Source organism: Vibrio sp. E150_018, assembly GCF_053544035.1.
The window spans coordinates 59,151-83,193 of record NZ_JBHGNY010000003.1; the positions used below are offsets into that span (position 1 = coordinate 59,151).

At 41.7% G+C, this 24,043-nt stretch carries 20 protein-coding genes; 12 read left to right on the top strand and 8 right to left on the bottom strand.

Translation table 11 applies throughout. The features are described from left to right. The first annotated feature begins 2 nt into the window (after positions 1–2). Positions 3–1,247 (top strand): lipoprotein-releasing ABC transporter permease subunit LolE, encoded by a 1,245-nt coding sequence (lolE, locus tag ACE3G9_RS05035; protein ID WP_449218605.1) that lies wholly within the window; start codon positions 3–5, stop codon positions 1,245–1,247. A gap of 233 nt (positions 1,248–1,480) precedes the next feature. Here lolE and ACE3G9_RS05040 read toward each other — a convergent pair whose 3' ends face one another. Continuing rightward, complete coding sequence (locus tag ACE3G9_RS05040; protein WP_417878750.1) at positions 1,481–1,990, bottom strand: DUF2062 domain-containing protein; 510 nt, start codon at positions 1,988–1,990, stop codon at positions 1,481–1,483. A 5-nt stretch (positions 1,991–1,995) separates the two neighbouring features. On the opposite strand from ACE3G9_RS05040, the gene ACE3G9_RS05045 reads away from it, so the two are divergent. The 7 genes from ACE3G9_RS05045 to ACE3G9_RS05075 all read left to right on the top strand — a co-directional run bounded on the left by ACE3G9_RS05045 (position 1,996) and on the right by ACE3G9_RS05075 (position 10,220). After that, positions 1,996–4,401 (top strand): DNA internalization-related competence protein ComEC/Rec2, encoded by a 2,406-nt coding sequence (locus ACE3G9_RS05045; protein WP_449218606.1) that lies wholly within the window; start codon positions 1,996–1,998, stop codon positions 4,399–4,401. Positions 4,402–4,468: 67 nt separating this feature from the next. After that, positions 4,469–6,217 (top strand): lipid A ABC transporter ATP-binding protein/permease MsbA, encoded by a 1,749-nt coding sequence (gene msbA / locus ACE3G9_RS05050; protein WP_417879466.1) that lies wholly within the window; start codon positions 4,469–4,471, stop codon positions 6,215–6,217. Positions 6,218–6,265: 48 nt separating this feature from the next. Then, positions 6,266–7,273, top strand: coding sequence for a tetraacyldisaccharide 4'-kinase (gene lpxK, locus ACE3G9_RS05055; protein ID WP_449218607.1), 1,008 nt, complete (start codon positions 6,266–6,268; stop codon positions 7,271–7,273). After that, positions 7,254–7,433 (top strand): Trm112 family protein, encoded by a 180-nt coding sequence (locus ACE3G9_RS05060; RefSeq protein ID WP_417878753.1) that lies wholly within the window; start codon positions 7,254–7,256, stop codon positions 7,431–7,433. The genes lpxK and ACE3G9_RS05060 overlap by 20 nt, the downstream gene beginning before the upstream one ends. Continuing rightward, entirely contained in the window at positions 7,433–8,182 is a 750-nt protein-coding gene (gene kdsB / locus ACE3G9_RS05065; RefSeq protein ID WP_449218608.1) for a 3-deoxy-manno-octulosonate cytidylyltransferase, read from the top strand. The genes ACE3G9_RS05060 and kdsB overlap by 1 nt, the downstream gene beginning before the upstream one ends. Before the next feature lie 261 nt (positions 8,183–8,443). After that, complete coding sequence (locus ACE3G9_RS05070; protein WP_449218609.1) at positions 8,444–8,623, top strand: hypothetical protein; 180 nt, start codon at positions 8,444–8,446, stop codon at positions 8,621–8,623. 787 nt (positions 8,624–9,410) lie between these two features. Then, a complete protein-coding gene (locus ACE3G9_RS05075; RefSeq protein ID WP_449218610.1) occupies positions 9,411–10,220 on the top strand; it encodes a PhzF family phenazine biosynthesis protein in 810 nt (269 codons plus the stop codon). A 23-nt stretch (positions 10,221–10,243) separates the two neighbouring features. On the opposite strand, the gene ACE3G9_RS05080 is transcribed toward ACE3G9_RS05075, so the two are convergent. From ACE3G9_RS05080 to pflB, 6 genes are all read right to left on the bottom strand, one after another. Next, a complete protein-coding gene (locus tag ACE3G9_RS05080; protein WP_417878757.1) occupies positions 10,244–11,809 on the bottom strand; it encodes a SpoVR family protein in 1,566 nt (521 codons plus the stop codon). Between the two features lie 11 nt (positions 11,810–11,820). Beyond that, positions 11,821–13,083 carry a YeaH/YhbH family protein gene (locus ACE3G9_RS05085; protein ID WP_449218611.1) on the bottom strand — a complete coding sequence of 421 codons (1,263 nt, stop codon included), beginning with the start codon at positions 13,081–13,083 and terminating at the stop codon, positions 11,821–11,823. Positions 13,084–13,184: 101 nt separating this feature from the next. Beyond that, positions 13,185–15,119, bottom strand: a complete 1,935-nt coding sequence (locus ACE3G9_RS05090) for a PrkA family serine protein kinase (RefSeq protein ID WP_417878759.1) — start codon at positions 15,117–15,119, stop codon at positions 13,185–13,187. A gap of 322 nt (positions 15,120–15,441) precedes the next feature. Continuing rightward, positions 15,442–15,942 carry a YfbU family protein gene (locus ACE3G9_RS05095; RefSeq protein ID WP_417878760.1) on the bottom strand — a complete coding sequence of 167 codons (501 nt, stop codon included), beginning with the start codon at positions 15,940–15,942 and terminating at the stop codon, positions 15,442–15,444. A gap of 81 nt (positions 15,943–16,023) precedes the next feature. After that, entirely contained in the window at positions 16,024–16,764 is a 741-nt protein-coding gene (pflA, locus tag ACE3G9_RS05100; RefSeq protein ID WP_417878761.1) for a pyruvate formate lyase 1-activating protein, read from the bottom strand. Between the two features lie 180 nt (positions 16,765–16,944). Then, a complete protein-coding gene (gene pflB / locus ACE3G9_RS05105) occupies positions 16,945–19,221 on the bottom strand; it encodes a formate C-acetyltransferase (protein WP_417878762.1) in 2,277 nt (758 codons plus the stop codon). A 684-nt stretch (positions 19,222–19,905) separates the two neighbouring features. On the opposite strand from pflB, the gene ACE3G9_RS05110 reads away from it, so the two are divergent. From ACE3G9_RS05110 to ACE3G9_RS05125, 4 genes are all read left to right on the top strand, one after another. Beyond that, on the top strand, positions 19,906–20,676 hold the full coding sequence (locus ACE3G9_RS05110; RefSeq protein ID WP_417878763.1) for an ABC transporter ATP-binding protein: 771 nt from the start codon (positions 19,906–19,908) through the stop codon (positions 20,674–20,676). Between the two features lie 184 nt (positions 20,677–20,860). Then, on the top strand, positions 20,861–21,631 hold the full coding sequence (locus tag ACE3G9_RS05115; protein ID WP_417878764.1) for an ABC transporter substrate-binding protein: 771 nt from the start codon (positions 20,861–20,863) through the stop codon (positions 21,629–21,631). A gap of 68 nt (positions 21,632–21,699) precedes the next feature. Then, on the top strand, positions 21,700–22,443 hold the full coding sequence (locus ACE3G9_RS05120; protein ID WP_449218722.1) for an ABC transporter permease: 744 nt from the start codon (positions 21,700–21,702) through the stop codon (positions 22,441–22,443). A gap of 2 nt (positions 22,444–22,445) precedes the next feature. After that, positions 22,446–23,123 (top strand): ABC transporter permease, encoded by a 678-nt coding sequence (locus tag ACE3G9_RS05125; RefSeq protein ID WP_417878765.1) that lies wholly within the window; start codon positions 22,446–22,448, stop codon positions 23,121–23,123. 69 nt (positions 23,124–23,192) lie between these two features. Here the strand turns inward: ACE3G9_RS05125 and xthA are convergent, their stop codons facing one another. After that, positions 23,193–23,999, bottom strand: coding sequence for an exodeoxyribonuclease III (gene xthA / locus ACE3G9_RS05130; RefSeq protein ID WP_417878766.1), 807 nt, complete (start codon positions 23,997–23,999; stop codon positions 23,193–23,195). Positions 24,000–24,043: the final 44 nt, after the last annotated feature.

A 24,043-nucleotide genomic window follows, 5' to 3' on the forward strand; every position in this document is an offset into this window, starting at 1 on the left:
TTATGTTTTTATCGTTATTCATTGGTTCTAAATTTAGCCGTGCCAAAGAACGTAATAAGCTGGTTTCGTTTATCTCGCTATCTTCTACTATTGGTATTGCCGTGGGTGTGGCGGTGATTATTGTCGGTTTATCAGCAATGAATGGTTTTGAACGTGAATTAGAAAACCGCGTGCTGTCGGTGATCCCACAAGCTGAAATGGAAGGGGTCAAAGAGCCGATTCAAGATTGGCAAAAAATTGCATCGATTGCCAACAAAAATGAACAAGTGAAAGCGGTCGCACCATATGTTCGTTTTACGGCCTTGCTAGAGCGCGGCAGCAAACTTAAAGCGGTGGAAGTTCGCGCAGTCGACCCAGATTATGAACGTGCGGTCTCCAACCTTTCTAAATTTGTCGATAAACAAGCATGGCAAAACTTTAGAGCCGGTCAAAATCAAATCGTGCTAGGCAAAGGGGTTGCTGACAAACTGAATGTGAAAGTCGGCGATTCAATCACCATATTAATTCCCCCAGCGTCTTCAAATGGTCAGATACAACTGAGTGCACCGAAACGTGTACGAGTTCATGTGGTGGGGTTTTTAACACTAGGTGGTCAAATCGATCATGGTTTAGTGATGATCCCACTAGAAGATGGTCAGAACTATATGAAGATGGGTAAAGGCGTCAGCGGCGTATCTTTAAAAGTGGAACCTGTCTTTGAAGCTGACCGTATCATTCGTGAAGTTGGCGCAACTATTCCCGTTTATGCCTACCTGAAAAGTTGGAAAGAGAAGTACGGCTTTTTACACCATGATATTCAAATGGTACGCACGATTATGTACTTAGTGATGGTGCTCGTGATCGGTGTGGCAAGTTTTAACATTGTATCGACCTTGATGATGGCCGTGAAAGACCGAGCTTCTGATATTGCTATTCTACGCACAATGGGGGCCAGTGATGGTCTAATCAAACGTATTTTTGTTTGGTATGGCGTGATGTCTGGCGTGTTAGGTAGTGTGATTGGTAGTGTCATTGGTGTGCTGGTGGCGTATAACCTTACGCCGATGGTTAAAGGATTAGAAACTATCATAGGCCATCAATTCTTATCGGGTGATATTTACTTTATTGACTTTCTACCTTCGCTCGTATCATGGCCGGATGTGTTATTAGTGTCTGGTACCGCAATTACTTTGAGTTTATTAGCCACTTGGTATCCAGCGTCAAGAGCGAGTAAATTGAATCCGGCAACGGTTTTAAGTGCGAAATAAATAACGTAACTCGAACGCTGCGCTTTTCGTTTCTCGTCGCTCGATGTTGTCGCTTTAATCGGGGTGAACAGTTAGGCCTCGAGACACGAGAAGTGAAACGCCCTAGAGCCGTAAGTTGTCTCAAAAAAAAGAGTGCTATCAAGTTTGTTCATTTAGAACGCTAACTTGATAGCACTTTTTTTATTTGTCTGAATGTTGAGTGACGATAATAGCTGAATTATCTATTTGATAGGTTATCGTAAACGGCGTTTTTTCCAGCTACGAACAACAGAGTAGCGCCATAAACCTTGGATGCCGAAATAGCCGAGGATGGCAAGAACGACACCGCAAACGAAACAACCTAATAATAACGGTGGCCCAATAGTGTTGATTTGTTCAATAAAGAAATTCCAAGTTAGCTCAAAATGGAAAGCTTGTTCAGGGGTTTTCATCAGCCATGCGCCTACGTGATAAGCAAAGTAGAATAAAAATGGCATGGTGATTGGATTACTTACCCAAACTAAAGCAACTGAAAGGGGCAAGTTGACACCACATAAAATAGCGGCACCAGAAGCCATAAGCATTTGGCTTGGCAGTGGGATAAAGGCAATAAATAAACCAACAGCAAAAGCGCCGGCTGCTGAGCGTCTATTTAAGCTCCACAAATTGGGATTATATAAAACGCTACCAAAAATCTTTAAGGCTTTTTGGCTCTTGATTGTCTCATGGTCTGGCATGAAGCGTTTAATCAATTTCTTTGGCATAAATGGTGGCTCATATTAATCGCAATTATATTCTGATCGGCTTGATGTTTGGGGCTGCAAGTGGTGCGTTGTGGCCATTCATGCCGACACTCAATTGGTTGATGCCGATTGTAGTACTATTTCTTGTTCTTTTCTTCATAAAAAATGCTTTCTTCATAAAAGATAGACATTGTATAGAAGATGCTTTCGTTACCCCAAATAGCTATTTTATAAAAGAACGTTACTTCAAAATATTGAGCTATTTAGTTCAAGGTTTACTGTTGGGTTGCTTTACGGTGATTGTTCATGGAAATCATTATCGTCATGTGACAGAAACACTCTTTTCCCAAGGCACCTCTGTCACAACCCAAGCTAAAGTGATCAGTTTTGTTCAGCCTGCGGTGCATGGTCAACAAATGCTCTTATCAATACAACGCATTAATAATATTGATTTACCGATCTACGCACGTCCTACGGTGAAGACATTTTTTGATCGACCAGAAGAGAATCAGCCGCAACTTGGGGAGGTTTGGCAGTTTCAAATTCAAGTTAAACCCATTACCGGTCAATTAAACGATGTGGGTTTTGATAGCGAACAATATTATGTCTCTAATCAATGGCACGGTAAAGCGGTTATTGAGCCAAAAGACGGTTTAAATTTTCGAATAAAAATAAGCGATTCCTGGCGCTTATGGTTACACGAAAAAGCGATCGCCTATCTGAATAAATTGGATTCAAAAGCCTTTATTATTGCACTGGCTTTTGGTGATAGAAGCTTGATGTCCGATCAGCAATGGCAACAGTTACGAGATTCTGGTTTGTCACATCTCATGGCGATTTCTGGATTACATATTGGACTCGCTATGGCTATCGGTTGGAATATCGGTCGTATTATCAAATCACTACTATGTCACCTAACACACTCTTTATCTTCTATCTTTCGACTGATTCCCTTGTTTATTAGTTTTACAGTTGCTTTGCTTTATGCCTACTTAGCAGGCTTTGCACTACCAACACAACGGGCTTTGATTATGGGCGGGCTAGTTTTATTTATGTTGGCAAGCGGTATTCATTGGTCAGTGTGGCAAATCCTATTGTATAGCTTGTGTTTAATACTTGTCTGTCAACCTATGTCGGTTCTGCAAACAAGTTTCTGGCTATCCTTTGGCGCTATCGTCATTATTTACCTATCACTTTGGTTTTATTTATCTCAACATAAGCGGATTAAGTTTAATTGGCGACAAGTGGTAATCGTACAATTTGGATTGTTTGTTGGCTTAGCGTTTCTAAGTATGACTTTTTTTGGTGGCATCAGTTGGGTTTCTCCGTTTGTGAATTTAATCGCGATACCTTGGGTAAGTCTCGTTGTGGTTCCTGTGATTTTCTTTTGCTTGATGATGACCGCTATTTTTCATGGCAGTTGGTTCCTTAGTGACAGCTGGCTTGTGCAAATATGGCGATTAGCAGATTACACACTGCAGCCGATTTTATGGTTATTGCAATTCGTCGAAGGTGCATGGTTAACGTTGTCGAGTTATTGGGGAATCGTTAGTGTATTGATTGCGTTTGCGCTGATTGCTTGGCGCTTTCGTATTTATTCAACGTTATACATTTTTGCGTTGATTGTCACACTGTGGCAACTATTTCCACCTCGTCCTAGACCTGAATGGCAAGTGCAGGTGTTAGATGTAGGTCAAGGCTTGGCAGTGCTTATCCGTAAAGATCAGCAAAGTGTTTTGTATGATACTGGAATGAGTTGGCAGGGCGGCAGTATTGCCAATTCGATTATTGTGCCATTACTGCATAATAGTGGTGAGCAGCAGTTATCCGGCTTAGTGATCAGTCATACCGATTTAGATCATGCAGGTGGTCGTACTGATATTGAATCAGCGTTATCACCACAGTGGAAACGCAGTAGTGAATATATAAATAGTTATCAAGCTTGTATTAAAGGGCAGAAGTGGCAATGGCAACAACTCAATTTCGAAGTCGTTTGGCCACCAAAGCAAGTTAAGCGCGCATATAACCCTCATTCGTGTGTGGTTCAGGTTTCTGATGGGCAATTTGATCTACTGCTTACTGGTGATATAGATGCAATATCCGAAATTATATTAATGAGAGATAGTCATTTATCGGGTATTGATGTTATGACGGTACCGCATCATGGCAGCGCAACCTCTTCCTTTCCTTCCTTTGTTGAATCTTTAAAACCAAAAGTAGCGATTGCTTCATTGGCGCTGAATAATCAGTGGGGATTACCCAGCCAAAGTGTCAAAAGACGTTACCAAGAAAACGGTATTCAATGGATGGATACCGCACATGGCGGACAAATAACGATTTCAATTTATACCAATGGCTGGTTAATTGAACAAAAGAGGCTAAACCAATATCAGCCATGGTATAGGCAGATTGTGCGTAAAGGGTTAGAATGAAAAGAATTGTCTAAATCAAAATGAAGTGTATATGACTCAACCAAAAGACATCGTGTCAGAAAATCAGATGGCGTCCGAAAAAGACGAAACCACATTTCAAACTTTTAAAAAATTATGGCCAATGATCAGCGTTTATAAAGCGGGTTTATTTGTGGCTACTATTGCTTTAATCATTAATGCTGCGAGTGATACTTATATGGTATCGCTATTAAAACCTTTGTTGGATGAGGGTTTTGGTAGTAGCGATTCAAATTTTTTAAAAGTCTTACCTTTCATTGTTTTAGGCATGATGGTAGTGCGTGGTTTAAGTGGCTTTATTTCTACTTATTGCTTGAGTTGGGTATCCGGTAATGTAGTAATGGAAATGCGCCGCAAGCTCTTTAATCATTTTATGCAAATGCCAGTAAGCTACTTCGATAAAGAATCGAGCGGCTCATTGTTATCGCGCATTACCTATGATTCAGAGCAAGTTGCCGCGGCGACCAGTAAAGCATTGGTCAGTATTGTGCGTGAAGGGGCGAGCATCATAGGTTTATTATTCTTGATGTTTTATAATAGCTGGCAGCTTTCTTTGGTACTTATTGCCGTTGCACCTGTGGTTGCGATTGCGATTCGAGTGGTATCAAAACGTTTCCGTCGCATCAGTAAAAACATGCAAGACATGATGGGTAACGTAACGTCATCGGCAGAACAAATGCTAAAAGGGCATAAAGTTGTATTAAGCTACGGTGGTCAGCACGTTGAGAAAAAACGTTTTGATTCAGTCAGTAATAAAATGCGCCAACAATCAATGAAGATGGTGTCCGCTCAAGCCGCTGCCAACCCAATCGTTCAGTTGATTGCTTCGAGTGCTTTGGTGGTGGTGCTGTATTTAGCGAGCATTGATTCCATTAAAGAACAACTGACTCCAGGTACTTTCACCGTGATCTTCTCAGCGATGTTCGCCATGATGAAGCCGCTGAAATCACTGACGAACGTCACCTCTGATTTCCAAAAAGGTATGGCAGCTTGTCAGACACTATTTGGCATTATTGAACTGCCATCAGAAATTGATACTGGCAATAAAGAAGTTGAAAAAGTGAAAGGCAATCTTGCGGTTAAAGATGTCACTTTCACCTATCCAACCAAAGATGCGCCAGCGTTACGCAATGTATCCTTTGAGGTGCCCGCGGGTAAAACTGTCGCACTAGTCGGGCGTTCAGGTTCCGGTAAAAGTACTATTGCTAACTTATTCACGCGTTTTTACGATATCGACTCAGGTGAGATCCACCTAGATAACAATGATATTCGTGAATATACTTTATCGAACCTGCGTACTCACTTTGCCATCGTGTCGCAAAACGTTCATTTATTTAACGATACTATTGCCAATAATATTGCTTATGCCGCGCAAGAGCGTTACAGCTTCGAGCAGATTAAACGTGCCGCTGATTTAGCCTACGCGACCGATTTCATTGAAAACATGGATAACGGTTTCGATACTATGATCGGCGAAAATGGCGTTAACCTATCAGGTGGTCAACGTCAGCGTTTAGCGATTGCTCGTGCTTTGTTACGTGATGCACCAGTGTTAATTCTGGATGAAGCAACGTCGGCATTGGATACTGAATCAGAACGAGCAATCCAGGCGGCATTAGATGAGCTACAAAAGAACAAAACCGTGATTGTGATTGCGCACCGTTTATCGACCATCGAAAATGCCGATGAAATTTTGGTTGTTGATGAAGGTGAAATTGTAGAGCGCGGCAACCATGAATCATTAATTGAAAAAGATGGGGCTTATGCTCAGCTTCACCGTATTCAGTTTGGTGAATAATGCACTCTTGTATTGATAGTCAAAACGTTAATTCAGTAAGGTAGAGTGATGGTTGAAAAAATTTGGTTTCACCGTCACCCGATTGGCTGGCTACTTGCTCCGGTTTTATGGCCGCTAAGCCGATTGTTTAAGCTGATTAGCGGTAAACGTCGCAAGGCTTATGCTTTAGGTAACAAGCCAAGTTATCGCGCGCCAGTACCGATTATTGTGGTCGGTAATATCACTGCTGGTGGTAATGGTAAAACGCCAGTGGTGATTTGGTTGGTAGAAACATTGCAATCTCTTGGTATGAAGCCGGGCGTCGTTTCTCGTGGCTACGGCGGTAAAGCTGAACACTACCCATTACTGGTAGAGCTAGAGACTCCGAGCGCGCAATCAGGCGATGAGCCAGCTTTAATCAAACGTCGTACAGGTGCACCGGTTGCCGTCGACCCAGTAAGAAGCCAGGCGGTCAAAGCACTACTAGTGCAAGATGTCGATATCATTATCACCGATGATGGCTTGCAGCATTACGCACTTGAACGAGATATCGAGTTTGTGGTGATTGATGGTCAACGTCGTTTTGGTAACGAGCACTACATTCCATTTGGCCCATTGCGTGAAGGGCTAGAACGTTTAAATGAAGTGGATTTCTTGATTACGAACGGTGGTGCTGCACAAAACCATGAAATCGCCATGATGCTAGAGCCTAGTGAAGCGGTGAATTTAAAAACTGGTGAGAAAATATCAGTACAGCAACTCCCACAATTAGTGGCATTTGCTGGAATCGGTCATCCGCCTCGTTTTTTCAACACGCTAGAATTATTAGGCGCAGAAGTTGTAAAAACTCAGGCATTCGCCGATCATCAAGCATTTGAACAAGCAGAATTACAACAACTTGCGACTCAAGGTCAGCATTTAATCATGACAGAAAAAGATGCGGTTAAATGCTATCAATTTGCAGAAGATAACTGGTGGTACTTACCGGTTTCCGCGCAAATTTCATCGCAAGATAAACAGAATATTATTAAAAAAATCACAGAGGTTAAGAGTCAATATGGATCATCGTCTACTTGAAATCGTGGCTTGCCCAGTCTGCAAAGGTAAAGTGGTACTGGATAACGACAAGCAAGAACTTATTTGTAAGTTTGACCGTTTAGCCTACCCAATTAAAGATGGCATTCCGGTTATGCTTGCGGTAGAAGCCCGTCAAATGTCGATGGATGAGGGGCGATAATGTCTTTTACCGTTGTTATTCCATCTCGTTACCAGTCATCACGTTTGCCGGGTAAACCGTTAGCAGATATCGCCGGTAAGCCAATGGTTCAATGGGTACATCAACAAGCCTTACAAGCCGGTGCCGATCGAGTGATTGTTGCCACCGATGATCCGCGTATTGAAGCGGTAGTCAAAGGTTTTGGTGGTGAAGTATGTATGACATCACCAGACCATCAATCGGGCACTGAGCGCTTAGCTGAAGTCGTCGAGAAGATGGGCATTGCCGATGATCACATAATAGTGAACGTGCAAGGTGATGAGCCATTAATTCCACCTTCAATCATCAAACAAGTAGCCGAAAACCTAGCCAACAGCACAGCGCCTATGGCAACGCTTGGCGTGAGTATTGATGAACCGGAAGAAGTGTTTAATCCCAATGCAGTAAAAGTCGTGACTGATGAACAAGGTTACGCATTGTACTTTAGCCGAGCTTCGATTCCTTGGGATCGTGATGCATGGGCAAAAAAAGATAAAACGATCCGCCAACCACTTATGCGTCACATTGGTATTTATGCTTATCGCGCTGGCTTCATTAATACGTATATCAATTGGCAGCCAAGCGCCCTAGAGCAAATTGAATCTTTAGAGCAACTCCGCGTACTTTGGTACGGTGAAAAAATTCACGTTGCTTTAGCCAAAGAAGCGCCAGCCGCAGGTGTTGATACTCCAGAAGACTTGGAAGTAGTGCGTAAGATTTTAGCGAAGTAAGCGCTCTTTAATTAGTATGAAAATGAAGCTCAATTCAGCGATGGATTGGGCTTTTTTAGGTCTTTATTTTGGATAACAAAACGAATTCCTCCGTATTCCACCCTGATAATGTATTAAATAAGTTTGATTTTATTCATTAATTTAGGTGTTTAGCTTGTTAGCCGAAAAAATGAATGGAATGATAAACGGAAGGAATAGAGGAATTATTTCTGTCTATTAAATGGTTATATGCTTTTCGAATCATGGAATTTCCAAAATAGTATGGAAGCAAATTTAAAAGTCATAGAAGCTTTAGCTAATGGCATAAATCCACTAACAGCTGAGGCTTTACCTAAAGAGTCTCCTTACAATAGTCCTGAAATTATCAGAGCTTTATTTAGTACATTGGATTTCATAAAACACCCACCGACAAAGCAACCTAAAGTTAATAAAGAGTATTGAGCAAAAGCAAGCTGAAAACCTTGAAAAGGGTTTACCTAAAAATGCTGGTTTACCTTGGACTGAGGAGCAAAAAAATGATGTAGCAGAGCAATTCAAAAACGGTAAATTAGTTTCGGTTCTTGCAGATGAGTTTGGGCGTACAAATGGTTCAATTCACTCTGAGCTCAAAAAAGCAAGGTCTAATAGAAGAGTAAGCGTGGGTGTTCATAATTCTGTGTCAGTTAATTTTTCCACATCGATTTGCTTATTTGAGCTATAAAAACTTATGTAACAACCGCTTCTCAAACACAACAATAGTTTGAACCTAGACGGAAAGCGCTCTGATGCAATCAATTTGATATTGTTTCACAGCTACTCTCAACCTGAATTTTTATCAACAATTTAGGTGAAACGATGGTGATGAAATATTGCGACTGCTGCAAAACGGATACAGAACACACTGAAAGCTTAGAAAGAAAACCCTCAAGTTACGATCAAAATAAGTCATTGTTCGGGCGACTAGCATTATTTGTCCATGAGTTTGTTAATGGTGGGCAGTACTACAATATGAACCGTTATTTTATCTGTGCTGTTTGTAAGAAAAAATCATTAGAAAATGTCGGCAAAGAATTCGAGTAGATTGAGCATAATAGATACCCAAATAGGTAAGTAGATTATTCCTTCAATCCATCACTCCATAGAGCTTGCTAAGCTAAAAGTAATACCGTATATATTCTGTTTGTTATGCGTTCAGAAAGAGATTTAAGAAAGCTTTTGCTGAGTAAACCCTAACGATTAAGGACTCCTCGTGGATTTAGAAATTTACCAAGTCGATTCATTCAGCACTAAAGCATTCAAAGGCAATCCGGCTGGAGTTTGTATCAGTGACGAAGGGTTAAGTGAGTCACTAATGTTGTCTATCGCTGAAGAAATGGCGGTATCGGAAACCGCCTTTTTATCGCTTAATGATATGAGATTAAGATGGTTTACACCCAAAGCCGAGGTGAAGTTGTGTGGACATGGCACGCTGGCGGTGGCTCATGTATTAAAACAAAAAGGGCAAGTTAAGGTTGGAGATAGCGTTAATTTTGTAACCTTATCTGGCACTTTAACCGCCCAGATTAAACAAGAGACTATAGAGCTTGATTTTCCGTCACCAACGATTGAATTCGATATTTACCAATCCGCAGAGTTATTAGAACATCTGGGTATCCCTACAAATGAAGTGATAGCGTTTGGTGAGTTTGATTCAAAAGTCTTTATTGAAATTAGCAGCGAAGAAACGTTATTAAACCTTGCGCCAAATTTTGATGCTTTAAAGCAGATGAATGGGCGTGGTGTGTTGGTAACTACTCGTTCAACCAATGACAAATTAGATTTTATTTCACGCTATTTTGCACCTTGGGTTGGGGTAAATGAAGATCCGGTTACTGGCTCTGCACATTGTGCGTTAACGGTCTACTGGGCGGATAAGTTGGGTAAAATAAAGTTCAAAGCCTTTCAAGCATCCGCGCGAGGAGGGTATGTGGATACTGAATTGCTGCCGAATGGCCGTACCAAACTAGTCGGTTCAGCCATTACAGTGATTAAAGGAGTAATGCACGTAGCACAGGGGTAATATAATTGAGCACCTTGAATAGTTTATGAAATTCCATAGTCGGTATAGTTGTCTGTTTTGGGTGGACACGTTGCCAGTACTTCTCTGCGGCCTGAGTCTTTGACTTCTTCCAAAATAACATCGAAGCCCCATAAGCGGTGTAGGTGTTTGAGAACTTCAGGGTAGCCATCATTCAGTGGGATTCTGTCTTGTGGAACATGCTGCAAGGTAAGGGAACGGTCGCCACGCACATTAACATTCCACACCTGAATGTTGGGCTCTAGGTTACTGAGATTGTATTGTGAGGCAAGTTTTTCACGGATGGCCTGGTAGCCGGTTTCATCATGGATGGCGCTGACTTGAATGTAGTTCTTTCTATCGTCATCTAGTACAGAAAAGAGTTTAAAATCCCGTATTACTTTTGGCGATAAATATTGGCTGATGAAGCTTTCATCTTTGAAGTTATGCATGGCAAAGTGAAGCGTGTCTAACCAATCACTACCTGCAATTTCAGGAAACCATTCTTTATCTTCTTCGGTAGGATGCTCACAGATACGGCGAATATCTTGGAACATGGCAAAGCCAAGTGCGTAAGGGTTGATACCACTGTAGTAGCGGCTGTTATATTCTGGTTGAGCCACGACACTGGTATGACTATGTAGGAATTCTAAAATGAAAGAATCCGTCACCACACCTTCATCATATAAGTGATTCAAAATAGTGTAATGCCAAAATGTTGCCCAACCTTCGTTCATGACTTGGGTTTGTTTTTGTGGGTAAAAATATTGGCTTACTTTTCGGACAATTCGTACGATTTCTCGTTGCCAAGGCTCTAGCAGCGGCGCGTGTTTTTCAATGAAATACAGTAAGTTTTCTTGAGGTTCACTTGGAAAACGGGTGGTTTCATGTTGTTCATCGTGATCGGATTTCGGCACGGTACGCCATAACTCGTTGACTTGTGATTGCAGGTAAGCCTCGCGTGATTCTTGGCGAGCTTTTTCCTCTAGAATGGAAATCTTTTCAGGGCGCTTGTAGCGGTCGACTCCATAGTTCATCAATGCGTGACAAGAGTCGAGTATCTTCTCAACTTCACTAATGCCATATTTTTCTTCACATTCAGTGATATAAGTACGAGCAAACAGTAGGTAGTCAATGATCGAGCTTGCATCGGTCCACGATTGAAATAAATAATTACCTTTAAAGAATGAATTATGGCCATAACTCGCGTGTGCCATCACTAGCGCTTGCATAGTAATGGTGTTTTCTTCCATAAGATAAGCAATACATGGATCGGAATTGATGACAATTTCATAGGCAAGTCCCATGTGGCCATGCTTATAGTTTTGCTCAGTTTGAATAAAACGTTTACCAAAAGACCAATGATTATAATTGATTGGCATTCCCACGCTGGAGTAAGCATCCATCATTTGTTCTGCGGTGATCACTTCAATTTGGTTTGGATAGGTATCAAGGCGATAGTGCTCCGCCACACGTTTGATTTCTGTATGGTAGAGATCTAATAAATCGAATGTCCAATCTGGGCCGGTTGGTAATGGGAACCCCGGATGTGCATTTTGTTTTTCTAGTGTTTGTTGTGTTTTGCTCACCATAATGCATCCCCTTAAGATTGAGTTTGCTTTTGAAATAACTCGCGGAAAATTGGGAAAATATCGTCAACCGATTGAATGTTCTTCATGGCAAAATTATCAAAAGCTTCGCCAATTTTTTCATATTCATTCCATAACGTTTGATGCGCCCGTTTGGTGATTTCAATATAAGAATAGTATTGGCAGTAGGGCAGCAATTGTTTAAGGAGTAACTCTTTACAGCGCGGCGAATCATCAGCCCAGTTATCGCCATCGGAAGCCTGCGCCGCATAGATGTTCCATTCATTCGTTGGGTAGCGATCTTTAACGATGTCACTCATTAATTTTAGTGCACTGGAAACAATGGTGCCGCCGGTTTCTTGAGAGTAGAAGAACTCATGCTCGTCGACTTCTTTGGCTTGAGTGTGATGGCGAATAAACACGACTTCCACGTTTTCATAGGTACGAGTTAAGAAAAGATAGAGCAAAACATAAAAGCGTTTCGCAATATCTTTGGTGGCTTGATCCATTGAACCTGAAACGTCCATTAAGCAAAACATCACCGCTTGGCTTGATTGAATTGGTCTACGCTCATAATTTTTATAGCGCAAATCGAAGGTATCAATAAAAGGAACGCTGGCGATTTTTTCTCGCAGTTCCGCTATTTCACTTTTTATTCGCGTCTCTTCTAATGGTTGAGCAGGCTCACTCATCATAACGTCATCTAGCATGCTTTCTAATTCGCGAATTTGACGGCGTTTAGAGGCGGTCATCGCAGTACGTCTTGCGAGTGATTGTTGCAATGAACGGACAATCGCAATATTGGAAGGGATCCCTGCGGTTTGATAACCAGAGCGATGGGTTTTCCATTCGGTGATTTTATTGACTTGGTTTTTTCTTAAATTGGGTAGCTCAAGATCTTCGAACAAGATATCGAGATATTCATCTTTGGATATTTGAAAAATGAAATCGTCTTGACCTTCACCATCATTACTGGCGTCACCTTGCCCTGAACCACCTGCTGGTGGACGATCAATACGGTCACCAGTAATAAATTGGTCGTTACCTGGATGAACACGTTCTTTGGTGCCGCCTTTGCCTTGATGGAAGGAAGGTTCGCTGATGTCGTGGTTCGGAATAGACACATCCTCACCGGTTTCAGTATTGGTGATAGAGCGTTTCTTGACCGCCTCAGCAACGGACTTTTTGATTTGCTCTTTGTTACGGCGAATAAAGCGCTGCCGATTGACAGTGCTTTTATTTTTACCGTTTAAACGTCGATCAATAAACTGTGACATAGTGCCTCCCCCAAGCAGTGTCCTCAACATGTTGAATAGCGAAGTAGGGCTAACTTGACCTTGTGATAGTACAAGTTAGCCAATGCTAAATGCTGGTTCAGTTATGAGGACTTACGCACGCGTAAATACCACTCAGCCAGTAAACGAACTTGTTTTTTGGTGTAGCCTTTCTCCATCATACGGGCAACAAAGTTGTCGTGTTTTTTCTGATCATCACTGGATGTTTTCGCATTGAATGAAATGACAGGAAGGAGTTCTTCAGTATTCGAGAACATTTTCTTCTCAATCACAGTGCGCAGTTTTTCATAGCTGGTCCAAACTGGGTTTTGGCCGTTATTATTGGCGCGAGCACGTAAAACAAAATTAACGATTTCATTACGGAAATCTTTTGGATTACTAATACCGGCGGTTTTTTCTATTTTTTCTAACTCATCGTTTAGTGCAGAACGGTCAAATAACTGTCCAGTTTCAGGATCTCGATATTCTTGGTCTTGAATCCAAAAGTCGGCATAGGTGACATAACGGTCAAAGATGTTTTGTCCGTATTCCGAGTAGGACTCTAAATAAGCGGTTTGAATTTCTTTACCAATGAACTCGACATATTTAGGGACTAGGTAGCCTTTTAAGAATTCAAGGTAACGATCCGCGGTTTCTTGCGGGAATTGTTCGCGTTCGACTTGTTGCTCGATGACATAGAATAAGTGAACGGGGTTGGCGGCGACTTCCGTTTGGTCGAAGTTAAACACGCGCGATAAAATTTTAAATGCAAAACGTGTCGATAGTCCAGACATGCCTTCGTCTACACCCGCATAGTCACGGTATTCTTGGTAGCTCTTAGCTTTTGGATCGGTGTCTTTGAGGGTTTCACCGTCATAGACACGCATTTTGGAGAATACCGATGAGTTCTCTGGTTCTTTCAGACGAGACAGAATACTGAATTGCGACAATATCTCTAGGGTACTTGGTGAGCATGGCGCTTGTGATAGCTCACTATTGAGTAGTAATTTTTTATAGATTTTCATCTCTTCAGACACACGTAAACAGTACGGTACTTTGACAATATAAACCCGGTCGAGGAAAGCTTCATTGTTTTTATTATTACGGAAGGTTGTCCACTCGGATTCATTGGAGTGAGCGAGGATCATACCGTCAAATGGCAGTGCAGATAGTCCCTCAGTACCGTTATAGTTACCTTCCTGTGTCGCCGTCAGTAGGGGGTGCAAGACTTTAATCGGCGCTTTGAACATCTCCACAAATTCCATTATCCCTTGGTTCGCTTTACAAAGTGCGCCTGAATAGCTGTAGGCATCAGGATCATCTTGTGAATAATGTTCTAATTTACGAATGTCGACCTTACCAACTAGTGATGAAATGTCTTGGTTGTTCTCATCACCTGGTTCAGTTTTAGCAATCGCGACTTGATTCAAAATAGAAGGGCGAACCTTAACTACTTTAAACTTGGTGATGTCGCCTCCGAACTCTTGTAAGCGTTTTGCTGCCCAAGGTGACATGATTGAACGTAAGTAGCGTTGATCGATGCCGTATTCGCTTTTTAGCAGCTCTCCGTCCTCATCGACATTAAATAAGCAGAATGGATGATCGTTAACTGGGCTACGAACGCCATTGGCAGAAAGGACATAAATTGGCATTTGCTGCATTAATGCTTTTAGTTTTTCGGCTAACGAAGATTTACCGCCGCCCACTGGGCCGAGTAAGTAGAGAATTTGCTTACGTTCTTCCAAGCCTTGTGCGGCATGTTTAAGGTAAGAAACAATCTGTTCAATCGCTTCTTCCATACCGTAAAAATGCTCGAATGTTTTATAACGAGAAATGACGCGGTTGGAAAAAATTCGGCTTAATCTTGGGTCTTTCGAAGTGTCAATAATCTCTGGCTCACCTATCGCGAGTAGCAGCCGCTCTGCGGCATTCGCATAAGCACTTTTGTCCTTTTGGCACAACGAAAGGAAGTCTTGGAGAGAAAGTTCTTCATCTTTAGAAGCTTCATAGCGTGATTGGTAGTGGTCAAAAATACTCATAGCGAATCCCCTTGAATATATTGAATGGCGAAATGTACACACCCTATTATTAAGACTAGACTCGATTTTTTATTCTGCTTAATAATTATACCCAAGTGACGTCAAGATGCAGAATTCAGAGCTATCATCCAAACCTTTAGGCAAGGAAGATTGGCGAAGGAATGAGGTACCTTTCAAACCAATCTTATATAACCTTATTTGTGTAAGCATTTGCGGTTTATCACGCATAGGAGAAGGCAAGAATAGGAGAGGGGAATTCACAAAAAGAAAAGGCAATATCCGAAAATATCGCCTTTAGTACATCGTTATAATGTATAAGAAATTATGCGTTAAAGATTTGGGTAAGCTCTGTCGCCGATAGGTGGTATTGACGAGGGCAGTTACGCCATGTGCTAATCATGCGGCGATATTTGTCTAACATCGGCATTTGAGCATTGAAGTAGTGATCGCTTTTATCAAACTGAGGGTACATGCCTTCAGAATCCGTTAGGAAGCGAACATAGTTTACTGCTTGATGTTCAGTGGCAATATCGAAGCCTAAGAATTGTAAACGGCGTTGGTCGACGTTGGCTTTATCTGCATCAGAAAGCATGTTATTTGACTCTTGCATTGCGTGATACATTTCCATGATATCGATAATTTCGCGGCAATCTTCTTCTTCCATACAACCAAAATTTTTATTCAACTCACGCATTTGTAAGCCGTAGCCACGCTCTACGATAGTTTGTAGACGTTTATATTTTTCTGCGTTATTTGGCTCTAGTTGCGCCATTAGATTGTATTGGTTTGATAAGATCAAACGTTGTGCGTTAGTCATTTCCATGGTGAACCTCGATAAATTGAATTGAATTCGTTTCGCTTACTTTTCGTTTAGCTTGTTTATAGCGTGATAAATGGAGAATACTTAAAACATCACGTTATCGTTGTATTTGCTGAGTATTGAGACTACCTTTTCCATGGTTTCTTTTGATGGTGGCTCCACACCTTCAAGTGGGTAGTCATGACCTAGCGCTTCCCATTTGTGTGCACCGAGTTTGTGGTAAGGAAGAAGCTCGACTTTTTCAATGTTGTCCATGTCTCGAATGAACTCACCTAGTAGCTCTGCGGCTTCAAGGTCATCGGTATAACCAGGAACAACAACGTAGCGTAACCAGGTCTTTTTACCTATCTTATGTAAGTAACGAGCAAAATCTAACGTTCTGCGGTTGGAAACACCAATAAAGTCGTGATGTATTTCATCTTTCATGTGTTTGATATCGAGCATGACGAGATCCGTGGCTTCTAATACTTCATCGATCACTTCAGTATGCTTTCGGACATAGCCATTGGTATCAAGACAAGTGTGTATGCCTTCGGCTTGAGCTGCTCGGAATAAATCTCGGACGAATTCTGGCTGTAACATTGCTTCGCCACCAGAGCAGGTAATACCGCCGCCAGAAGCACTCATAAAATGGCGGTAAGACTTTGCTTCAGTAATAATCTCTTCTACTGTCACTTCTTTTCCTGCATTGGTATCCCATGTATCGCGATTGTGGCAATACATACAACGCATCAAGCAGCCTTGCATAAAGACGATAAAACGAATACCAGGGCCATCGACGGTGCCACAAGATTCATAAGAGTGAATACGACCAGTTGTAGACATAGGAGAATTCCTTTGCTGTGTAATGTGTTTATTTTATTACAAAAGTTAGGATTAACCTAGTTTCAGTATGGTTAATACACCAGTTTTTTATATGAAAATCATCACAGCAAAAAAAGCCCCACTCAAACAGAGCGGGGCTAAAGTTTTACTGTTTAATCATAAGTTTATTTGTAGCCAAACTTATAGAGACTCAGTAAAAGTACGTGCGATAACGTCTTGTTGCTGCTCTGTAGTAAGAGAGTTGAATCGTACAGCGTAACCTGATACACGGATCGTTAGCTGAGGATATTTCTCAGGATGCTTAACGGCGTCTTCTAGAGTTTCACGGTTAAGAACGTTCACGTTTAGGTGTTGCCCACCTTCAACACCTGCTTCATGGTGGAAGTAACCATCCATTAGGCCAGCAAGGTTCGCTTTCTTCTGGTCGTCAGACTTACCTAGTGCGTTAGGGACGATAGAGAAGGTGTAAGAAATACCATCTTGTGCATCTGCAAATGGTAGTTTTGCGACTGAAGTTAGGGAGGCTACCGCACCTTTCTCATCGCGACCGTGCATTGGGTTAGCACCTGGAGCGAATGGAGTGCCAGCACGACGGCCATCAGGAGTGTTACCCGTTTTCTTACCGTATACCACGTTTGACGTGATAGTAAGGATTGATTGAGTAGGAATAGCATCACGGTAAGTCTTAAGCTTACGGATTTTACCCATGAATACAGAAACAAGCTCACATGCAATGTCATCAACGCGTGAGTCGTTGTTACCAAATTTAGGGTAGTCACCTTCGATTTCGAAATCGATCGCTAGACCGTCTTCGTCACGGATTGGCTTAACTTTTGCGTATTTGATTGCAGATAGTGAGTCAGCTGCAACCGATAGACCAGCAATACCGCAAGCCATTGTACGACGAACGTCACGGTCATGAAGAGCCATTAAAGACGCTTCGTAGCTGTATTTGTCGTGCATATAGTGGATAGAGTTCAACGCGGTTACGTATTGTTTTGCTAACCAATCCATGAAGTGGTCCATTTTGTCCCACAATTCGTTGTAATCTAAGTATTCACTTTCGATTTTGTCCATTTTTGGACCAACTTGGATTTTCAACTTCTCATCCACACCACCGTTGATGGTGTAAAGCATGGTTTTTGCTAAGTTAGCACGAGCACCGAAGAACTGCATTTGTTTACCAACTACCATTGGAGATACACAACAAGCGATTGCGTAGTCGTCCGATTGTAGGTCAGGGCGCATTAGATCATCATTTTCGTACTGGATAGAAGAAGTATCGATAGACACTTTCGCACAGAAGTGTTTAAAGCCAGCAGGTAGTTGCTCAGACCAAAGAACCGTGATGTTTGGTTCTGGGCTTGGACCCATAGTGTATAGGCTGTTTAGGAAACGGAAGTTTGTACGTGTTACTAGTGTACGTCCGTCAAGGCCCATACCACCCATTGATTCTGTTGCCCAGATTGGGTCACCAGAGAACAACTCGTCGTATTCAGGAGTACGTAGGAAACGAACCATACGTAGCTTCATTACGAAGTGATCAATCATTTCTTGAGCTTGTTCTTCAGTGATGCGACCTGCAGCGATATCACGTTCGATGAATATATCTAAGAAAGTAGAAGTGCGGCCAAGAGACATTGCAGCGCCGTTTTGAGATTTAACCGCTGCTAGATAACCGAAGTAAGTCCATTGGATAGCTTCTTGTGCTGTTTCAGCAGGACGAGAGATATCACAACCGTATTTAGCCGCCATTTCTTTTATTTGGCCTAGTGCACGGTGTTGCTCTGCAATTTCTTCACGAAGTTGCATTGTTGCTGTTAGGTCTTCGCCATTTTCGAAACGTTCTTGTAGAGACGTGAATTGAGCGAATTTGTCTTTCATCAAGTAGTCGATACCATATAGCGCTACGCGACGGTAGTCACCAATGATACGTCCACGGCCGTAAGCATCAGGAAGACCTGTTAATACGCCAGATTTACGACATTTCATGATGTCAGGAGTATAGATGTCGAAAACACCTTGGTTGTGTGTTTTACGTAGTTCTGTGTAGATCTTAGAAACTTGTGGGTCTAAAGTCCGACCGTAAGCTTTACAAGAACCCTCAACCATACGGATACCACCGTTAGGGATGATGGCACGTTTAAGCGGTGCTTCAGTTTGAAGACCAACAATCGTTTCAAGATCTTTGTTGATGTAACCTGCATCGTGAGCAGTGATGGTAGAAATAACAGAAGTGTCAAAATCTAGAGGAGCAAGAGTTTTGTTCTCAATTTTGATACCTTCCATTACTTGAGCCCAAAGCTTGTTAGTTGCTTCAGTACCCTCAGAAACTAGGAAAGATTCATCACCTTCATACGGTGTGTAGTTCTTTTGAATGAAATCACGAACGTTTACCTCATTTTGCCAATCACCGTTAGCAAAACCTTCCCAAGCTTTAGCAAATTGCTCTGCCATGACATACCTACCTTTTTAGTAGAAAAAATACGCACTGTTGTGAGTTGCTAATGGATTAACTGCTCACGGCCCGAAGGTTCCAGTGCACTCTGATTAATAATACTGATGGGCTAGTGTTTAACCCATTAGTATTAGTGCTTAGCGGGGTGTCTTGTGATGTGGTAGAACGCTAAACACACTAAATACCTATTTATAACCCTGATCTCTTGCTGCAAATTCTGACTAATATAAGGCTAGTTTATTCCTAAACATCTGCATGAGAATTTCTGGGGAAGTTTCAATTTATCATCAAACTGTTTCATAGATATTTATTATGTAGAAAACTTAACAATACATTCTCTCTGGAGTGTTGATCTCGATCACTTTATGTCAACAATATCGATAAATTTAAAAAATATTTTATAAATTATACAAGATTTGTTGAGTTATTTATCAGCTTCACGAAGGGAACTAAAGGTGTTATACGATAAGTTGCTTTTTTGTTGATATTTTAATCAATTGGTAGGATGGCGAGTATATTTACTTGATGTAAGTGGAAATGCCTATATCATGCATAAAAATTCAAAATAAACATCTATAATAAAACTTTTAAGCAATTCGCTTTGTTTGCAAGCCTTAATCAGTGGTGTTAGGTTATTTTTAGCATCAGGAAGATGTGTATCAATAATAAGGGAGTAATAGCGCATGACGGATGTACCCGCGCTAAATATCAAAGACTTACACAAGACCTTTGGCCACAATGAAGTCCTTAAAGGCATTTCATTGTCGGCAAACAAGGGGGATGTGATCTCTATCATCGGATCGTCAGGATCGGGTAAGAGTACTTTTCTTCGTTGTATCAACTTGTTAGAGACACCTACTTCGGGTGAGGTTTGGGTGAGTGGCGAATTGATTCAAATGAAAAGCAATCGAAAAAATGACGTTTCACCTGCCAACGATAAACAAGTTCAAAGAATTCGCTCACGTCTTGCTATGGTCTTCCAAGGTTTTAACCTGTGGTCACATTTAACTGTGCTAGAAAATGTGATCGAAGCTCCAGTTCACGTATTAGGCGTCCCAAAAGCTCAAGCGATTGAAAATGCAGAATTGCTGCTTAAAAAAGTGGGCTTGTATGATCGTAAAGATTATTACCCAGGGCATCTTTCTGGTGGTCAACAACAACGTGCCGCGATAGCCAGAGCATTAGCCGTTGATCCTGAAGTCATGTTATTTGATGAACCAACTTCGGCACTTGACCCTGAATTGGTCGGTGAAGTGTTGGGGGTAATGCGAGATTTGGCTGAAGAGGGGCGCACTATGCTGGTAGTGACTCACGAAATGGCTTTTGCTCGTGATGTATCAAGCCATGTGATGTTTCTTCACCAAGGAAAGGTGGAAGAACAAGGTGCTCCTGAAAAACTGTTTAATAATCCTGAATCGGAACGCTTTAAGCAGTTTATATCTTCGGTTTACTAGTTCCATTAAAAGAATTCAGCAACAGACCTAACTTGGTAACAGATTCAGTTTTGTAACCGGTTCATTGGTCAGTACGCTGATATGAACTTTATACCCTCACATTTCACTTAAAAAACGTTTAAGGGTATGAAGTAAATGATAAAACATACAACATAACAAAAGTCATAATCACAGGAGTATGGATATGAAAAAGTGGTTTTTAGCAGCAACAATTGCGGCTACAGCTTTATCTGGAGTGGCACAAGCCAAGGATTGGAAAACCGTGCGCTTTGCAACTGAAGGCGCTTACCCTCCGTTTAATTATACGCAAGCCGATGGCACGCTAGCTGGCTTCGATATAGATCTGGCTAACGCTCTATGTAAAGAGATGGAAGCGAAGTGTCAAATCATTGCTCAAGATTGGGATGGTATTATTCCTGCTCTGCTTGCTCGTAAGTACGATGCGATTATTGCTGGCATGTCGATTACCGAAGAACGTAAAAAGAAAGTTGCCTTTACTCATAAATACGCTTTGATCCCGAATAAATTTATTGCCAAAAAAGGCGCAAATATTCAGTTCACCAAAGAAGGATTAAAAGGCGTGAAAATTGGTGTTCAGCGCTCAACGACTCATGACCAATACATTGAAGATAACTACAAAGGTATCGTGGATGTTTCACGTTATGGTACTTTTGATGAAGCTTACCTTGATCTAGAAGGCGGACGTATCGATGCTGTATTTGGTGATGCGTCAGCTCTGAAAAGTGGCATGTTAGATAAGAAAGACGGCTATGAATTCACGGGGCCATCACTAACGGATGAAAAATGGTTCGGTGATGGTTTTGGTATCGCCGTTCGTAAGCAAGATAAAGATCTCGCTGAACAGATAAACAAAGCCATTGATTCATTACGCGAAAAAGGTATTTATCAGGAAATCGCTGCTAAGTACTTTGCGTATGATGTATACGGTGAATAATCCGCTTTAATATTATAGAGGCAGTACCAGCTTAAACTGGCTGCCTCTCACAAAATTAGACCTTTATGATGTTAGATTTTTTACAAGGTTATGAACAAACCATTTTACAGGGCGCTTTGGTTACGATTGAAGTCGCGTTGTTATCTTTGGTTGTAGCAGTATTGCTTGGCATTTTAGGGGCATTGGCAAAACTTTCTCCTTATCGCTGGGCTCGCGTGATCGCGACCACCTATACCACCATTATTCGTGGCATTCCTGATCTCGTATTGATGATGCTTATTTTCTTCGGTGGTCAGATTTTATTAAACAATTCTCTCTACTCACTGAATGAGCAAATTAATAGCTGGATGATTAGTTATAATGAAAATCATGAGTGGACGGCTTATCTTCCTGACTATATTGATGTCAGCCCATTTACGGCAGGTGTACTGACTATTGGTTTTATCTTTGGCGCTTATATGGCAGAGACTTTCCGTGGTGCAATCATGGCGGTTGATAAAGGGGAGTTAGAAGCGGCTAAAGCCTATGGTATGAGTAATGTGATGTCTTTTCGCCGTATTTTATTACCGCAGATGGTTCGTCATGCCATTCCGGGGTTTGGTAATAATTGGCTGGTTCTACTTAAGACCACAGCGTTGGTGTCTATTATTGGACTAGATGACATGGTACGCGTTGGGGCACTGGCAGCCGGCTCGACCAAGATGCCATTTACCTTCTACATGACGGTATCAGTTATCTTCTTATTTTTTACTAGTGTTTCTATTGGCCTACTTAGGTTGTTAGAGCGTAAATACACATTACATACGAGGTAAGCATGGATTTTTCAGTCATCATTGACAGCTTGCCTTTATATTTTGAAGGCTTATGGACCACGTTTTGGTTGGTCGGTTTAGCATTAATTATTGGGCTAGTGATTGCGATTCCTGCCGGTATTGCTCGAACAAGCAAAAATTATTTTATTAACTTTCCGGTATGGTGTTATAGCTACTTTTTCCGAGGCACGCCGTTACTGGTTCAGCTGTACTTGATCTACTACGGTAGCAACCAGTTTATGCAAGTGCGAGATACGTTGTGGGAGCATGCTTGGTTTTGTGCTCTAGTGGCTTTTGTACTGAACACTGGAGCATATACCGCAGAGATTTTTGCTGGTGCTATTAAAGGGCTTGATAAAGGCGAGATTGAAGCGGGGAAAGCTTACGGTATGTCTACATGGAAGATATATCGCCGTATTATTTTGCCAAGTGCATTGCGTCGCGCGCTACCTGCTTATAGCAATGAAGTTATCTTTATGCTGCATGGTTCTGCGGTGGCCGGTATCGTTACGGTCATGGATATCACAGGCGTGGCACGCTTGGTGAACTCACGTACTTACGCACCGTTTGAAGCATTCTTTACTGCGGGGATTTTCTACATGATTTTAAGTATGTCGATTATCTATGCTTTCAAGGTAACGGAAAAACGACTATTGGCTTATGCAAGACCATTAAGTTAACAGGTCACTGCATTGCGATAAAATAAAACGCCGTTAGTTCGCCACTAGCGGCGTTTTATTTATGTGGGATTATTTGAACTCAGACCAAATAGGCGCGTGATCGGAAGGCTTCTCAATGCCACGCAATTCGTAATCAATGCCCGCATCAATACATTTAGCCGCAAGAGATGGTGTCGCTAAAATCACATCAATGCGTAGGCCGCGATTATCATCAAAGCCACGAGAGCGATAATCAAACCACGAGAACTGATTATCGACAGTTGGGTGAAGATTACGGAAGGTATCCTCAAAGCCCCAATCAAGCAGAGTTTTTAACCATTGACGTTCTTCTGGTTGGAATGAACATTTACCGGTTTTTAGCCAGCGTTTTGCGTTTGGTTCACCGATGCCAATATCTAAATCAATTGGACTAATATTAATATCGCCCATCACAATCACTTGCTCATCGTTGTGGTGATGAGTGTTCAGGTGCGTCATAAGATCTTTATAAAACTGGCGCTTGTATGGGAATTTGGTTTCATGGTTAATGTTGTCACCTTGTGGGAAGTAACCATTCATCACCGTCGTTTTCTGGCCGCTTTCATCTTCAAATGTCGCCATGATCATACGCTTTTGATGTTCTTCGGTATCAGTTGAAAACCCTTTTTGTACCGAGATAGGCTCTTGCTTACATAACATGGCAACACCGTAATGGGCTTTTTGACCATGGAAGTATACGTGGTATCCCATGGCTTCTACATCGGCAAGTGGGAAAGCTTCATCATGCACTTTGATTTCTTGTAGGCCAATCACATCTGGTTGATGCTTATCGATAATGGCTTGTAGTTGATGAAGTCGCGCGCGTAGGCCGTTTATATTAAAAGAGATCACTTTCATTGGAATTCACTTTCCTTATTTGAGTTTGTGCCATCTTAATGGCT

Bases quoted from the DNA above. Each gene is read 5' to 3' on its own strand.
- lolE (WP_449218605.1), top strand. From the start codon at position 3: ATGTTTTTATCGTTATTCATTGGTTCTAAATTTAGCCGTGCCAAAGAA.
- ACE3G9_RS05040 (WP_417878750.1), bottom strand. From the start codon at position 1,990: ATGCCAAAGAAATTGATTAAACGCTTCATGCCAGACCATGAGACAATC.
- msbA (WP_417879466.1), top strand. From the start codon at position 4,469: ATGGCGTCCGAAAAAGACGAAACCACATTTCAAACTTTTAAAAAATTA.
- lpxK (WP_449218607.1), top strand. From the start codon at position 6,266: ATGGTTGAAAAAATTTGGTTTCACCGTCACCCGATTGGCTGGCTACTT.
- ACE3G9_RS05060 (WP_417878753.1), top strand. From the start codon at position 7,254: ATGGATCATCGTCTACTTGAAATCGTGGCTTGCCCAGTCTGCAAAGGT.
- kdsB (WP_449218608.1), top strand. From the start codon at position 7,433: ATGTCTTTTACCGTTGTTATTCCATCTCGTTACCAGTCATCACGTTTG.
- ACE3G9_RS05070 (WP_449218609.1), top strand. From the start codon at position 8,444: ATGGAAGCAAATTTAAAAGTCATAGAAGCTTTAGCTAATGGCATAAAT.
- ACE3G9_RS05080 (WP_417878757.1), bottom strand. From the start codon at position 11,809: ATGGTGAGCAAAACACAACAAACACTAGAAAAACAAAATGCACATCCG.
- ACE3G9_RS05085 (WP_449218611.1), bottom strand. From the start codon at position 13,083: ATGTCACAGTTTATTGATCGACGTTTAAACGGTAAAAATAAAAGCACT.
- ACE3G9_RS05090 (WP_417878759.1), bottom strand. From the start codon at position 15,119: ATGAGTATTTTTGACCACTACCAATCACGCTATGAAGCTTCTAAAGAT.
- ACE3G9_RS05095 (WP_417878760.1), bottom strand. From the start codon at position 15,942: ATGGAAATGACTAACGCACAACGTTTGATCTTATCAAACCAATACAAT.
- pflA (WP_417878761.1), bottom strand. From the start codon at position 16,764: ATGTCTACAACTGGTCGTATTCACTCTTATGAATCTTGTGGCACCGTC.
- pflB (WP_417878762.1), bottom strand. From the start codon at position 19,221: ATGGCAGAGCAATTTGCTAAAGCTTGGGAAGGTTTTGCTAACGGTGAT.
- ACE3G9_RS05110 (WP_417878763.1), top strand. From the start codon at position 19,906: ATGACGGATGTACCCGCGCTAAATATCAAAGACTTACACAAGACCTTT.
- ACE3G9_RS05115 (WP_417878764.1), top strand. From the start codon at position 20,861: ATGAAAAAGTGGTTTTTAGCAGCAACAATTGCGGCTACAGCTTTATCT.
- ACE3G9_RS05120 (WP_449218722.1), top strand. From the start codon at position 21,700: ATGTTAGATTTTTTACAAGGTTATGAACAAACCATTTTACAGGGCGCT.
- ACE3G9_RS05125 (WP_417878765.1), top strand. From the start codon at position 22,446: ATGGATTTTTCAGTCATCATTGACAGCTTGCCTTTATATTTTGAAGGC.
- xthA (WP_417878766.1), bottom strand. From the start codon at position 23,999: ATGAAAGTGATCTCTTTTAATATAAACGGCCTACGCGCGCGACTTCAT.